This window comes from Pseudomonas sp. G3-39, assembly GCF_054790485.1.
This window is the reverse complement of record NZ_CP186497.1, coordinates 2,229,499-2,244,069: the sequence shown is the minus strand read 5'-3', so window position 1 is coordinate 2,244,069 and position 14,571 is coordinate 2,229,499. Positions and strand designations below refer to the sequence as shown.

Sequence of the window (14,571 nt, the reverse complement as noted above, 5' to 3'; positions counted from 1 at the left end):
ACCGTTGAAAAAGGGACGAAAAGCAAGGCCAGGAAGCCTTGACCGATTCGATTATCGAGACAACACTATACGTAGGTAACGTACAGAACATGGATGCTCTATTTATCGAATTGCCTGTGTTTCAGAAGCACCGAGACGACTATCTGGATGACGATCTGTTTCGCAGCTTTCAATTGGAGTTGCTGAAAAATCCGGAAGCGGGCGATCTCATCGAGGACACAGGCGGGCTTCGTAAAATTCGCTTCAGCGACCAACGAAGAGGGAAAGGCAAGCGCAGCGGATTACGAGTGATTTATTACTGGTGGTCAGGCTTCGATCAGTTCTGGCTCTTTACCGTCTTCAACAAAAACGAGCAGGACGATTTGACGCCTGCCCAGAAAAAGCTTTTCAGAAAAACACTGGATAGAGAACTCAACGCGAGAAGCCACTATGAAACGTGACATTTTTTCCGAACTGATGGATGGACTGGAAGCACTGGCCGATGAACGCCAAGGCAAAATCACCTTGCGTACCCACAAGGTTCAGCTGCCAAAACTGATGCCGATCACTGCTGAGGAAGTGGTAGCCATCCGTCAGCAACTTAATCTCTCCCGGTCAGTATTCGCGATGTATCTACGCACCAATACGCGAACGCTCGAGAACTGGGAGCAAGGACGAGCTACGCCCAATGCTCAGGCCACAACCCTGATCCGTCTGGTCGAGCGTTTTCCACAGACAATCGAACAACTCGCAGCCCTGACCTGACACGGGGTTTTGATTCCAGCCACATGACGAAATTGTAATTCCCCCATCACCTTGGCGTTATCCGCAGCTTGCAACGATGTGACCCGGCGACCAATGCCGGCGGGCCCTGCCCCGCCGAACAATAAAACCACGCCGACGCACGTTCCCGTTCTGCCGACCCCAAGGAGTGTTTGATGGTTAACAATACAAAAATGTCAATGGCCGCTTTAGCGGTGGTGGTCGGCTCCGGGCCGTCCATGGTGTTTGCAGAAGACAAGCCCGAAGGCTTTGTCGAAGGCAGCAGCCTGACGGTGCTCAACCGCAACTTCTACTTCAATCGTGATCATCGCAACGGCCAGTCCAGCCCCACCGGCAACGGTTATTCCGAAGCCTGGGCGCATGCGGTGATCAGCAAGTTCGAATCCGGCTTCACTCAAGGCACCGTTGGGGTCGGGGTGGATGCGTTTGCCATGATCGGTTTGAAACTCGACACCGGTGATGGCCGCAACGGCGGGCGCAGTTCGTTCGATGTGTTGCCGGTCAACCGTGACGGCCAGGCGCGGGATGAGTACACCAAGGTCGGTGGCGCCGCCAAAGTGCGGGCCTTCGATACCGTGGTCAAGGTCGGTGATGTGTTCCCGGCCAACCCGGTGGTAGCCGCAGGTGATTCGCGCCTGCTGCCGGAAAGCTTTCGCGGTGTGACGGCGACCAACACCAGTATCGACGGTCTGTCGATTCAGGGCGGTCGTTTGCATGCGATGAGCCAACCGGTGTCCAGCGACATGCGCGAAAATTTCGCCACGTTCTACGCCGGTCCGGTCAATTCGCCGTGGATCGCTCATGGCGGGGGCGACTACGTGCTGAACAAGAACCTCAGTTTCAGCCTGTACTCCAGTCGCCTCAAGGATGCCTGGAATCAGTATTACGCCGGCACCGCTTGGACCTATCCGCTGGCGGACGAGCTGTCGCTGTTCGGCGGCCTGAACTATTACAAGGCGGTCGACGAAGGCAAGCAACTGCTTGGCCAGTTCGACAACAACATCTGGAGCGGCCGCGTCGGCGTGAAACTCGGTGCGCACTCCGTTGCCCTCTCCCACCAGCGCAACAACGGCAACGACGACTTCGATTACCTGCGCCAGTCCGACTCGATCTTCCTCGACAACTCGATCCAGTACAGCGACTTCAACTCGCCGAAAGAACGTTCGTGGATGGTGCGTTATGACCTCGACATGAGCACTTACGGCGTACCCGGTCTGTCGTTCATGACCCGTTACGCACGTGGCACCGACGCCGACTATTCCAACGCCAACGCCGTGTACATGCGCCGCGATGCCGAGGGCAATCCGCTGACCGATCAGAAACGTTGGGAGCGTGATATCGAAGTCAAATACGTGGTGCAAAGCGGCTCGATGAAAGACCTGTCACTGCGCTTGCGCCAAGCCACTACCCGCGCCACGGCGTTCGAGTCGGATCTGGATGAAGTGCGGGTGATCGTCGAGTATCCGTTGGCGATTCTCTGAGTTTCCCGAGCAATACCATTCACCTTTAGAAGCTCCTTGCTCCTTTGGTCATAGGTGAATTTTTTGGCGCCCTTCGGGGCGCCTTTTTTATGCCTTTCCGAAATCACGCCGCAGAAAACCGTGGGAGCGGGCTTGCTCGCGAAGGGGCCATGTCAGTCAACATCAGTGCTGAATGACACACCGCTTTCGCGAGCAAGCCCGCTCCCACAGGGTTATGCGCTGGCTTCGACGTTATCCAGTGCCTTGCTCACCGCCAATTCGCCAAGCATGACCACCTGCGCAATCCTCAGCAGCGCATTGCGACCCGGGTTTGAAATACAAAACGTCTGGCTCATCAGCCACCGCTATTGCGGCACACGCCTGCCACGCTGTACTTGAGCGTATTGAGTTGCCCTTGCGAGTCCTCGTAGGTCATCGCCGTCGGCACCACCGAGCAAGCCGGCTGCGGCTTCACCACGCTGACGATTTTCACCACGTCGAGCTTCATGCCGTATTCGTATTCCTTGACCACCGGCGCCGCTTTGCCGCGCTCAGCCGCGTATTGCGCCATGGCTTTGGCGTTGGCGCTGAAAGCACGTTCGAAAGTGCGATCGCCGCCGCCTTCAGCCAGTGCATTTACCGACATCGCCATGACGCCGGCGAAGGTCATCCATTTGATCAACTGCATGTTTACTCCTCCGTAAAAAAGCCCGGCATCGGCACACGACAACGGGCTTGTTCCAGTGCGCCGGGCTTACAGGTCTTTGGTGCTGGCGTCTTTCTTCTCGTTGACGACGACCGGGTCGCGGGCCTGTTCCTTGGCCACGAACAGCTCCACGGCGCGATCATTGGCGGTCATCATCCGGTCGAACGTGCGGTCACCACCGCCTTCGGCCATGGCCAGGGACGACAACATCAGAGCGGCTGCGAAGGTGCTGATCTGGACGAATTTCATGGTTGATTCCTCGTTTAAGTAACTGACGGGATCAAGGTAACAAGGCGCACCTTTCGTGACGGTGGCGGGGGAATTACATATCCGTTATCTGCCGGATCAGTGCACGGAACCCATGTGGGAGCGGGCTTGCTCGCGAAAGCGGTGTGTCATCCAACATTGATGTCGACTGACACGGCCTCTTCGCGAGCAAGCCCGCTCCCACAAGGGATCACCTATTCAGACGGTACGGTGTCCTCATCCCGGCGATGGGCGATCTGGTACAGCGCGGGCAATATCAGAAGCGTGAGGATCGTCGAGGACAGAATCCCGCCGATCACCACGGTTGCCAGTGGCCGCTGCACCTCGGCGCCGGTGCCGGTTGCCAGCGCCATCGGAATAAACCCCAGCGACGCCACCAGCGCGGTCATCAACACCGGCCGCAAGCGCGTCAGCGCGCCGACGTTGATTGCCTCCGTCAGTGAGCGCCCTTCCTCGCGCAAATTGCGAATGAACGCGATCATCACCAAACCGTTGAGCACCGCCACCCCGGACAACGCGATAAACCCCACGCCCGCCGAAATCGACAACGGAATATCCCGCAGCCACAGCGCCATCACCCCACCGGTCAACGCAAACGGAATCCCGGTAAACACCAGCAACCCGTCCTTCAGATTGTTGAACATCATGAACAGCAAGCCGAACACCAGCAGCAGCGCCACCGGCACCACGATCTGCAAGCGCTTGGCCGCCGACTGCAGTTGCTCGAACTGCCCGCCCCAACTGGTCCAGTATCCGGCCGGCACCTGCACCTCGCGCTCGATCAGCGCACCGGCCTCGCTGACGAACGAGCCGATATCCCGCCCGCGCACGTTTGCGCTGACGATCACCAGACGCTTGCCGTTTTCGCGGCTGACCTGGTTCGGCCCGAGCACCAGATCAAGGCTGGCGACGTCCTTCAGCGCGATAAAACCGATCTGATTCGCCGCACCGCTCAGCGCCGGCACCGGAATCAGCAACGCCGACAAGCCGTCGATGTCCTTGCGCATGGCATCGGACAACCGCACCACCATGTCGAAGCGCCGATCGCCTTCGTACAAGGTGCCGGCCTGACGCCCGCCCACTGCCACAGCGATGGTGTCCTGCACATCGCCAACGTTGAGGCCATAACGCGCCGCCTTGTCGCGGTCGATGTTGATGGTCAGCACCGGCAACCCGGTGGTCTGCTCGACCTTTACTTCAGAGGCGCCGTTGACCTTTTGCATCGCCGCCGCGATCTTCGCTGCCGTGGCGTTGAGCACGTCCATGTCATCGCCGAACACCTTCACCGCGACATCGCTGCGCACACCGGAGATCAGTTCGTTGAAGCGCAACTGGATCGGCTGCGACAGTTCATAGTTGCTGCCCGGCAACGTCGCGGCGGCTTGTTGCAACTCGGCCATCAGGGTTTCGCGGGACTTTTTCGGGTCTGGCCATTGGTCCTTCGGCTTGAGCATCACGTAGCTGTCAGAGATGTTCGGCGGCATCGGATCGGAGGCGATTTCCGCCGTACCGGTGCGGGCGAACACCCGTTCAACCTCCGGCACTTTGGCCAGGATCAGCGTTTCCAGGCGCTGCTGCATATCCACCGATTGCGTCAGGCTGGTGCCCGGCACGCGCAGCGCTTGCAGGGCAAAATCCCCCTCACTGAGGCTCGGTACAAACTCGCTGCCCATGCGGCTGGTGAGCGCGCCGCTGAGCACGATCACGCCCAACGCCACGCCCACGGCCACCGTGCGATGGGCCATGACCCAGGCCAGCGCCGGCGCATACACCCGACGTGCACCGCGCATCACCACGCCCTCTTCTTCCTTGACCTTACCGGTGACGAACAGCGCAATCGCTGCCGGCACAAAGGTCACCGACAGCAGCATCGCACCGAGCAGCGCGATGACCACGGTGAACGCCATCGGGTGGAACATTTTCCCTTCGACGCCGCTCAGGGCGAAGATCGGCAGGTACACCACCATGATGATCAACTGGCCGAAAATCAGCGGTCGGCGCGCCTCTTTCGCCGCCGCGAACACTTCCTTGAAACGCTCGGCACGAGTCAGCAAACGGCCGTGATGCTGCTGTGCGTGAGCCAACCGGCGCAGGGTGTTTTCGACGATCACCACCGCACCGTCGACGATGATGCCGAAGTCCAGCGCGCCGAGGCTCATCAGGTTGGCGCTGACTTTGTTGCTGAACATGCCAGTGAAGGTGAACAGCATCGACAGCGGAATCACCATCGCCGTAATCAGCGCGGCGCGGATGTTGCCGAGGAACAGGAACAGAATCGCGATCACCAGAATCGCGCCTTCGATCAGGTTCTTTTTCACCGTGGCGATGGCTTTGTCGACCAGGTGCGTGCGGTCGTACACCGGCACCGCGATCACGCCTTGCGGCAGGGATTTATTGATCTGTTCCAGCTTGCTGGCCACCGCTTGCGAAACGGTGCGGCTGTTCTCGCCGATCAACATGAACACCGTACCCAGCACCACTTCGCGACCGTTTTCGGTGGCTGCACCGCTGCGCAACTCACGGCCGATTTCCACGGTGGCGACGTTCTTCACCCGGATCGGCGTGCCATCGACATTGGCCATGACGATGTTGGCGATATCCTCGGTGCTCGCCACTTGCCCCGGCGCGCGGATCAGCAACTGCTCGCCGCTGCGCTCGATGTACCCGGCGCCGACGTTGGCGTTGTTGCGCTCTAGCGCGGTGATCAGATCGGTGAGGGTTAGCTTGTACGCGGCGAGGCGTTTCGGGTCCGGCGCGATCTGGTATTCCTTGGCGAAACCACCAATGGTGTTGATCTCGGCGACGCCCGGCACGTTGCGCAATTGCGGTTTGATGATCCAGTCCTGAATCACCCGCAGATCGGTCGGCGTGTAGGCAGTGCCGTCGTCCTTCAACGCGGCCTCCTGCGCCTCGACCGTCCACAGAAAGATTTCACCGAGGCCGGTGGAGATCGGTCCCATCAGCGCTTCGGCGCCTTCGGGCAATTGCTCCTTGGCAATCTGCAGACGCTCGTTGACCAGTTGGCGGGCGAAGAACAGGTCGGTGCCGTCCTTGAAGATTACCGTGACCTGCGACAGCCCGGAGCGCGACAGCGAGCGGGTCTGCTCCAGCGCCGGCAAACCGGCCATCGCGGTTTCAATCGGGAAAGTGATGCGCTGCTCGGTTTCCAGCGGTGAGAACCCGGCGGCGCCGGTGTTGATCTGCACCTGGACGTTGGTGATGTCGGGCACGGCGTCGATCGGCAGTTTCTGATAACTGGCGATGCCGAGGCCGGCCATGAGCAGAACGGCGAGCAGCACGATGATGCGCTGCTCGATGGCAAACTGGATCAGGCGTTCGAACATGGGGACCTTCCAGAATTAATGACTGTGCTCGGCTGAGGCTTTGCCCAGCTCCGACTTGAGGACGAAGCTGCCGGCGCTGGCGACTTGCACGCCCGGTTCCAGCCCTTGAGTGACTTCCACGTGGCCGGCGGCACGGCTGCCCAGTTCCACCGCCTGCGCCTTGAAGCCGTCGTCGGTACGCACGAACACCGTGGGTTTGTCCTCGACGGTCTGGATCGCGGTTTCCGGTACGGCGACTTTGGCCTGGCGGCTCTCGGTGGCGACCAGTGCGGTGACGAACAGCCCCGGACGCCATGAGCCCTGCGGGTTTTCCAGGGTCACGCGCACGGTCGCGGTGCGCGTTTGTTCGCCGAGCAGGCTGCCGACGTACGCCACGCTGCCAGTCACTTCGGCCTTTAACTCAGGCGCGCTGACAGTCACCGGTTTGCCCACCTGCACTTTGGTCAGATCCTTGGGCGAGACACCGAACGTGACCCACACCCGCGACAGATCCGAGAGGGTGAAAGCCGCGGTGGTTTCATCGACCACCTCGCCCGGCGTCAGGTGTTTTTCCACCACCACACCGTCGAACGGCGCGCGCAGTTCGTAGCGATTGCCGCCGGTGGCGACCACGCTGCCGCTGAGTACGCTGATTTTCTGCCGGGCGTTGTTCATGGCGATTTCCGCCTCTTCCAACGCCTGCTTGGCCTGGAGGAAATCCTGTTCGGCGGAGATCTTGTCCTGCCAGAGCTTTTTCTCGCGCTCGTAAGTGGTGCGCGCCAAGGCCAGACGCCGTTGTGCGGCGGCCTGTTCACTGCGCTGATCGGAGATCTGCTGACTGGCAATCACCGCCAGCAACTGACCCTTTTTCACCGGTTGCCCGAGGTTGACTGCCACCGACTCGACCACCCCCGGCACGCGCGGCACGACGTGTGCCGTGCGGTCCTCGTCGAGGCGCACTTCGCCGGGAAACGACAGGCCGAGACTGATGCTCTGCGCCCGCGCCTCGGCCAGTTGAATGCCCGCCGCCGCGATCTGCTCGGTGCTCAATTCGATGTGGCCTTCTTCGGCATGTTCGCTTTCGGCGGCAGCACCCTCCTCGGCGTGATCGGCATGCTCGGAAGCCTCATCGGCATGCGCGTCGATAGTTGAATTGGCCGGCCACATCGAACCGAGGCCAATGCCTAGCGCCAAGGTCGCCACCGCGACCACCATCAGTTTTTTATCCATGGAAACTCCTCTGCGCCGTGCCATCGCGCAGTTGTCTGAAAATGAAATTCAAGGGCTGACGCTGAGGTCGCCGAAGATCCGTTCGAGGCGCACGCGGGCGTCGGTCGCCTCGCTGACGGCCTGGATGTATTGGCTGCGCGCGGCGATCAGGGTGCGTTGGGCATCGAGTACGTCGAGGAAACCGAACTTGCCCATTTCGAAACCGCGCGTGGCGCTGTCCACTGCGCTTTGTGCGGCGGGCAGGATGGTCTGGTTGAACGCGTTGACTTCGCCGTTGGCGGTCTGCCATTGCTCAAGGCTGGTCTGGACTTCGGTGCGCAAACGCAGCTCGGTGGCGTTGCGCAGATCCCGCGCCTGATCGGTGCGGCGTGCGGCGGCGAGCACGTTGCCCTGATTGCGATTGAACAGCGGAATCGGCATCGACAGCCCGACCACGTTGACCCGTTCGCGCTCGGTTTCGCTGTACTGGCTGCCGATGCTCACGGTCAGGTCGGGAATGCGTTGGGACTTTTCCAGGCCCAACGAGGCTTCGCGCTGATCGATCTGCAGTTTCGCCAGACGCAGCTCGGCAGTCTGGTTCAGACGCTCGAGCAAACGGCCGGGCGGCGGCAGCGTGGCGAGGGTTTGCGTGGCGGCCTGGACGTTGGTCGAGGTCGGCAACGGTGCGCCCATGACTTGCGCCAGTTGCTGATAGGCGTTGGCCTGATCGCGCTCGGCGCGGCTCACCTCCAGGCGCACTTCCGAGAGCTGCACCTGTGCTCGCGTACCTTCGACCGGCGACGATTTACCGGCCTCGATCCGCCCTTGGGCCACGCGCAAGCCGTGCTCGGCTAGTTGCAGCGACTGGCGCGTCAGCTGCACGCGTTGCTGCGCGGTTTGCGCGCTGTTGAACGCTTGAATCACATCGGCGCGCAAGGCATTGCGCTTGCGCTCCAGCTCGATGCCGGCGGCGTCCTGCGCGCGGCTGGCGACATCGATGCGCGCGCCGCGTTTGCCGCCCAGTTCAATCGGCTGACTGAGCATCACCGTGGTGGTGCGCGAGTTGCGCCGGGTGTCTTCGGCCTCCCACGACACCTCGGGATTGGGGATCAGACCAGCCTGCTGGCGATCGCCCTCGGCAATACCGATTTCCCATTGCGCGGCAGCGAGATCGGGGTTACCGGCGAAGGCACTTTGCAGCGCCTGATCCAGTGTCAGGGTCGATGCGCTGGCCAGGCTGCTGCACGCCAGCAACAAGAGGCCGCTGGCGGTTTTGTTCAGGCGTGATCGCGCCGTCAGTTCGATTAAACCGGGCAATGGAGGACTTCCTTTAATTCAGGATTTTTCGATGCCGCCACGTTAGGGTTTTGAACTTATCGACAAGGTGACTGGAACATTACAAATCCGTTATCCACGGTTCAGCAAAGTTGTTTTGTTCTAGGATGCGAAGTGCAATCGGCTTTGCCGCAATACATGGAAACAAATACTCGGTAGTTATCTGCCGAACAGTACTTGCCTGAATGCAATAGATGTCTACTGACGCTTCCAGGCTGCGACAGGCTGTCGCGGATGGCCGTTTTAAAGGCCTCCGCGATTGACCCTGTAGCCACTACAGCCTTTACCGTGCTTGTCATTCAGTGATTGAACTACGTCCGGATCCCTTACAAAAACCATAACTTTCCCGGCCACCTTAATTAAATATCCCTCAAATAAAAGTGGTGATAGATCATGCGAATCCTTGTCGTCGAGGACGAGCTTAAAGCTGCCGAATACTTGCATCAGGGTTTGACCGAAAGTGGTTATATCGTTGACCACGCCGCCACCGGTGCCGATGGATTGCATCTGGCACAACAGCAGGCCTATGACCTGATCATTCTCGACGTGAACTTGCCGGAACTGGACGGCTGGGGTGTGCTGGAGCAACTGCGCCGCACCCACTCGACGCGGGTAATGATGCTCACCGCGCGCGGGCGGCTGGCGGACAAGATTCGCGGTCTGGACCTGGGCGCCGACGACTACCTGGTCAAGCCGTTCGAGTTTCCCGAACTGCTGGCGCGGGTCCGCACCCTGATGCGCCGCAGCGAAAACATACCAGTGCCGCAGGTGTTGAAAGTCGCTGATCTGGAACTGGATCCGGGCCGGCATCGGGCGTTTCGGGGTGCGCAGCGCATCGACCTGACCACCAAGGAATTCGCCCTGCTGCACTTGTTGATGCGCCAGTCCGGCGAGGTGCTGACCCGTACGCAGATCATCTCGCTGGTGTGGGACATGAATTTCGACTGCGACACCAACGTGGTCGAAGTGTCGATCCGGCGCTTGCGGGCGAAGATCGATGACCCGTTCGACAACAAGCTGATTCACACCCTGCGCGGTGTCGGCTACGTGCTGGAGGCGCGGGAATGAAGCCGGCCAGCCTGTCGATGCGTCTCGGTCTGACGGTAAGTATTCTCGGCGCGCTGTTGGTGGTATTCCTGGCGATCCTCGCCTATTTCGCCCTGACCCATGAGCTGAATGCGCTGTCCCGCGACAGCCTGCAAAAGAAGATGGCGCAGGTGGAACACAGCCTGTCGCTGTACATCGACGCCAACGAAGTCAGTGGCAAGCCGCACATTCTGCTTGATCAGGTCATGGGCCATGACAACCTGACGCTGACGATTTATGACCGTTCGAACCTGCGTACGCCGCTGCTCAAATCCGGCTCTGGACTCAAGGATCCACGCGCCGAATTGCGCGCAGTGCGAGACACCACCGAACAATTGGCCTATAGCGACAGCATCGATGACGAGGGCGCGAAGTTCCTTACCGCGTCGAAGCTGATTCGGCTCAAGGACGGCAGCAGCGTGCCGGTGCTGTTGTCGATGGACAACGCGCATGATCAGGCGCTGCTCAGCGCCTATCTGCGCTCGACGCTGATTGCCTTGCCGCTGTTGCTGGTGTTCATCGGCCTGACGGCGTGGGGCGCGGTGCAGCGTGGACTGGCGCCGCTGCGCGAGTTTCGCAAAGTGGCGGCGAGGGTCTCGACGCAGGATCTGGAGCATCGGCTGTCGGTGGTGAACATGCCGCAGGAGTTGAGCGAACTGGCGCAGGGCATCAACTTCATGCTGCATCGGCTGGATGCCGGGGTGCAGCAGTTGTCGCAGTTCTCAGATGACCTGGCGCATGAGTTGCGCACGCCGATCAACAACCTGATGGGCAAGGCCCAAGTGACGCTGTCTCGCGAGCGCACGAGTGAGGAATACCAGGATGTGCTGGTGTCCTGCACCGAAGAGCTGGAGCGCGTGGCGCGGATTGTTTCGGACATGCTGTTTCTGGCGCAGGTCAGTCATCCGTCGGCACTGGCGCCATTTGAAACGGTGCCGCTGGAGGCGGAAGCGGCGAAGGTTGCGGAGATGTTTTCGCTGGCGGCGCAGGACAAGCAGATTCATTTGAATGTTGTTGGCAGCGCATCGGTGTTGGGCGATCGGCTGATGATCCAGCGGGCGATTTCCAATCTGCTGTCGAATGCGCTGCGTCATTGCCCGAACGGCAAAACCATCACCTTGCTGATCGAGCAAGGCGCAACGCAGGCTTCACTGCTGGTGAGCAATCCCGGCGCCGGCATCGAGGCGCAGCACCTGCCGCACCTGTTCGACCGCTTCTACCGCGTCGACAGCGCCCGCTCGCGCTCACAGGGCAGCACCGGGCTGGGACTGGCGATCGTGCGCTCGATCATGAGCCTGCATCAGGGCGTGGCGGAGGTGAAGAGCTTGCCCGGCGTCATGACCGTATTCCGCCTCGGTTTTCCTGCGGTGACACCCATGGCCCCATCGCTTGCAGGCAAGCTCCCACAGGGACAGTAGTCATTCACAAAATATGTGGACGCCGCCAAAACCTGTGGGAGCGAGCTTGCTCGCGAAAGCGGTAGATCAGGCAACAAAAAAACGGCACCTTACGGTGCCGTTTGCCTTTCACACATCAACCATCACTTGCGCGCATCCGCCCACGATTTCAGCAGTTCGTTGTAGCTCACGGTCTCGCCCTTCGGCTTCTCGTTGGCCAGTTTCGGTTTTGGTGCGCCTGGCTGGTCGAACCAGTACTGTGCGTCGCGCTCCGGGTTCATTTTCGGGGCGCATACTGCTTGCGCCTTGGAGCGTTCGAGGCGCGACATGATTGCGTCCTGATCCTTGGCCAGGCCGTCCAGCGCCTGTTGCGGAGTCTTCTCGCCGCTGGCCGCTTCGGCGATGTGGCTCCACCACAATTGCGCCAGGCGCGGATAGTCCGGCACGTTGGTTCCGGTCGGGGTCCATTGCACGCGGGCCGGACTGCGGTAGAACTCGACCAGGCCACCGAGTTTCGGCGCCAGATCGGTCATCGCCTGCGAGTTGATATCCGACTCGCGGATCGGCGTCAGGCCGACAATGGTTTTCTTCAGCGACACGGTTTTCGAAGTGACGAACTGCGCGTACAGCCACGCCGCGAGCTTCTGTTTCTCAGGCGTGGACTTCATGAACGTCCACGAACCCACGTCCTGATAGCCGAGCTTCATGCCCTCTTCCCAATACGGCCCGCGCGGCGACGGCGCCATGCGCCATTTCGGCGTGCCGTCGGCGTTGACCACCGGCAGGCCCGGTTTGGTCATGTCGGCGGTGAACGCGGTGTACCAGAAGATCTGCTGGGCGATGTTGCCTTGGGACGGCACCGGGCCGGACTCGGAGAAGGTCATGCCCGCCGCTTCCGGTGGCGCGTAGGCCTTGAGCCAGTCGACGTATTTCTGCGTGGCGAACACCGCCGCCGGGCCGTTGGTGTCGCCGCCGCGGGTCACGCTGGAACCGACCGGGTGGCAGTCCTCGACGCGAATCCCCCACTCGTCCACCGGCAGACCGTTGGGCAAACCCTTGTCGCCGCCACCGGCCATGGAGAACCAGGCATCGGTGAAGCGCCAGCCCAGCGACGGGTCTTTCTTGCCGTAGTCCATGTGACCGTAGACGCGTTTACCGTCGATTTCCTTGACGTCTTCGCTGAAGAATTTGGCGATGTCTTCATAGGCCGACCAGTTCACCGGCACGCCCAATTCGTAGCCGTACTTTTCCTTGAATTTGGCTTTCAGATCGGCGCGTTCGAACCAGTCGGCGCGGAACCAGTACAGGTTGGCGAACTGCTGATCGGGCAATTGATAGATCTTGCCATCCGGCGCGGTGGTGAACGAGATGCCGATGAAGTCCTTGATGTCGAGGGTCGGCGAGGTGAAGTTCTTGCCTTCGTTGGCCATCAGGTCGGTGATCGATTCGGTTTTGCCGTAGCGAAAGTGCGTACCGATCAGGTCCGAGTCGTTGACCCAGCCGTCGTAGATGTTCTTGTCCGACTGCATCACCGTCTGCATTTTTTCCACCACGTCGCCTTCTTGCAGCAGGTCGTGGGTGAGCTTGATCCCGGTGATTTCGGTGAAGGCCTTGGCCAGCACCTTGGACTCGTATTCGTGGGTGGTCAGGGTCTCGGAAACCACTTTGATTTCCATGCCGCGAAACGGCTCGGCGGCCTTGATGAACCACTTCAATTCTTCGAGCTGCTGATCGGCCGTCAGGGTCGACGGCTTGAATTCACTGCCGATCCATTTTTTCGCCGCGTCTTCGTAGGCATCGGCCCAGGCAGATGCGCTCAAACCGCTGAGTGCCAGCATGGCTGCCAATGAAATGCTATGTCGCAGCTTATTGTTTTTGTCGAACATAGAGACCTCCAGTTTGAGTTACGGAGCAGGATTGCCGAGCGACTCGACTAGCCCCAGCGCATCACAACCAACAGCCACACCAGAGACAGCGCGGACGCTACCCAGATGCTCCAGTCGGTGACGCCGATTACCAGCAGATGCAGGTAGGCGCTGCCGAGAAGACCGATGAACAAGCGATCGCCACGGGAGGTGGCAATCGGCAGAAAACCGCGCCGCAGGATGCTCGGCGAGCGCAATTCCCAGGTGGTCATGCCCACCAGCAACAGGCCGATGGCGATAAAGAACCCCGCCGTGGGGGTGGTCCAGCTCATCCATTCCATCATGCGTTCCTCAGACCCGACCCAGGGCAAAGCCCTTGGCCACGTGGTTGCGAACAAACCAGATCACCAGCATGCCCGGCAGGATGGTCAGCACCCCCGCCGCCGCCAGCACGCCCCAGTCGATGCCCGAGGCCGACACCGTGCGTGTCATCACCGCGGCAATAGGTTTGGCGTTGACCGAGGTCAGCGTGCGCGCCAGCAGCAGTTCGACCCAGGAAAACATGAAGCAGAAGAACGCCGTGACGCCGATGCCCGAGCCGATCAGCGGGATGAAAATCTTCACGAAGAACTTGGGAAAGCTGTAGCCGTCGATGTAAGCGGTTTCGTCGATTTCCTTGGGCACGCCAGACATGAAGCCCTCCAGAATCCACACCGCCAGCGGCACGTTGAACAGGCAATGCGCCAAGGCCACAGCGATGTGCGTATCGAACAGGCCAATCGACGAATACAACTGAAAGAACGGCAACAGAAACACCGCCGGTGGCGCCATGCGGTTGGTCAGCAGCCAGAAGAACAGGTGCTTGTCGCCAAGGAAGCGATAGCGCGAAAACGCATAGGCCGCCGGCAACGCCACACTCAGCGAGATCACCGTGTTCAGGCTGACGTAATACAGCGAATTGAGATAACCGGTGTACCAGCTCGGGTCGGTGAAAATCACCTTGTAGTTGTGCCAGGTGAAATCCTGGGGGAACAGGGTCAACCCGCCGAGGATTTCGGTGTTGCTCTTGAACGACATGTTCAACAGCCAGTAGATCGGCACCAACAGGAACAGGATGTACACCAGCAACGGAACAAGCTTTCTTTTGCTCATGGCCGGGCC

At 60.3% G+C, this 14,571-nt stretch carries 13 protein-coding genes and 1 pseudogene; 5 read left to right on the top strand and 9 right to left on the bottom strand.

Going from position 1 to position 14,571, the window contains the following annotated elements; all coding sequences use genetic code 11:
* Window positions 1–89: 89 nt before the first annotated feature.
* The 3 genes from ACOYXG_RS09955 (at window position 90) to ACOYXG_RS09945 (ending at window position 2,243) form a co-directional block, all read left to right on the top strand.
* A complete protein-coding gene (locus ACOYXG_RS09955) occupies window positions 90–440 on the top strand; it encodes a type II toxin-antitoxin system RelE/ParE family toxin (RefSeq protein ID WP_027614658.1) in 351 nt (116 codons plus the stop codon).
* The gene (locus tag ACOYXG_RS09950) at window positions 430–744 is read left to right on the top strand and encodes a helix-turn-helix domain-containing protein (protein WP_007964870.1); all 315 of its coding nucleotides are present in this window, start codon (window positions 430–432) and stop codon (window positions 742–744) included. Before ACOYXG_RS09955 ends, ACOYXG_RS09950 begins: the two co-directional genes overlap by 11 nt.
* A 173-nt stretch (window positions 745–917) precedes the next feature.
* On the top strand, window positions 918–2,243 hold the full coding sequence (locus tag ACOYXG_RS09945; RefSeq protein WP_460357396.1) for an OprD family porin: 1,326 nt from the start codon (window positions 918–920) through the stop codon (window positions 2,241–2,243).
* Between the two features lie 212 nt (window positions 2,244–2,455).
* On the opposite strand, the pseudogene ACOYXG_RS09940 reads toward ACOYXG_RS09945, so the two are convergent.
* The 6 genes and pseudogenes from ACOYXG_RS09940 to ACOYXG_RS09915 all read right to left on the bottom strand — a co-directional run.
* Window positions 2,456–2,560 (bottom strand): annotated as a pseudogene (locus ACOYXG_RS09940) (DUF6124 family protein); the annotation flags it as partial.
* A gap of 17 nt (window positions 2,561–2,577) precedes the next feature.
* Window positions 2,578–2,910, bottom strand: coding sequence for a DUF2790 domain-containing protein (locus tag ACOYXG_RS09935; RefSeq protein ID WP_346651632.1), 333 nt, complete (start codon window positions 2,908–2,910; stop codon window positions 2,578–2,580).
* Between the two features lie 66 nt (window positions 2,911–2,976).
* Complete coding sequence (locus ACOYXG_RS09930; RefSeq protein WP_460357393.1) at window positions 2,977–3,177, bottom strand: co-regulatory protein PtrA N-terminal domain-containing protein; 201 nt, start codon at window positions 3,175–3,177, stop codon at window positions 2,977–2,979.
* Window positions 3,178–3,389: 212 nt separating this feature from the next.
* Window positions 3,390–6,539, bottom strand: coding sequence for a CusA/CzcA family heavy metal efflux RND transporter (locus ACOYXG_RS09925; RefSeq protein WP_460357390.1), 3,150 nt, complete (start codon window positions 6,537–6,539; stop codon window positions 3,390–3,392).
* 15 nt (window positions 6,540–6,554) lie between these two features.
* A complete protein-coding gene (locus ACOYXG_RS09920; protein ID WP_460357387.1) occupies window positions 6,555–7,748 on the bottom strand; it encodes an efflux RND transporter periplasmic adaptor subunit in 1,194 nt (397 codons plus the stop codon).
* Window positions 7,749–7,796: 48 nt separating this feature from the next.
* Window positions 7,797–9,044: a TolC family protein gene (locus ACOYXG_RS09915; protein ID WP_460357383.1), complete on the bottom strand. Its 1,248-nt coding sequence runs from the start codon at window positions 9,042–9,044 to the stop codon at window positions 7,797–7,799.
* Between the two features lie 411 nt (window positions 9,045–9,455).
* Between ACOYXG_RS09915 and ACOYXG_RS09910 the strand changes: the two genes are divergently transcribed.
* Both ACOYXG_RS09910 and ACOYXG_RS09905 read left to right on the top strand, forming a co-directional pair.
* Window positions 9,456–10,130: a heavy metal response regulator transcription factor gene (locus ACOYXG_RS09910; protein ID WP_027614650.1), complete on the top strand. Its 675-nt coding sequence runs from the start codon at window positions 9,456–9,458 to the stop codon at window positions 10,128–10,130.
* Window positions 10,127–11,566, top strand: a complete 1,440-nt coding sequence (locus ACOYXG_RS09905) for a heavy metal sensor histidine kinase (protein WP_460357380.1) — start codon at window positions 10,127–10,129, stop codon at window positions 11,564–11,566. The genes ACOYXG_RS09910 and ACOYXG_RS09905 overlap by 4 nt, the downstream gene beginning before the upstream one ends.
* A 122-nt stretch (window positions 11,567–11,688) precedes the next feature.
* Here the strand turns inward: ACOYXG_RS09905 and ACOYXG_RS09900 are convergent, their stop codons facing one another.
* From ACOYXG_RS09900 to ACOYXG_RS09890, 3 genes are read right to left on the bottom strand one after another with little or no spacing between them, the layout of a single operon-like run.
* Window positions 11,689–13,431: an ABC transporter substrate-binding protein gene (locus ACOYXG_RS09900; protein WP_460357378.1), complete on the bottom strand. Its 1,743-nt coding sequence runs from the start codon at window positions 13,429–13,431 to the stop codon at window positions 11,689–11,691.
* Window positions 13,432–13,478: 47 nt separating this feature from the next.
* Window positions 13,479–13,751, bottom strand: coding sequence for a DUF2160 domain-containing protein (locus ACOYXG_RS09895; RefSeq protein WP_150369878.1), 273 nt, complete (start codon window positions 13,749–13,751; stop codon window positions 13,479–13,481).
* Between the two features lie 10 nt (window positions 13,752–13,761).
* Entirely contained in the window at window positions 13,762–14,562 is an 801-nt protein-coding gene (locus ACOYXG_RS09890) for a carbohydrate ABC transporter permease (RefSeq protein WP_096795652.1), read from the bottom strand.
* Window positions 14,563–14,571: the final 9 nt, after the last annotated feature.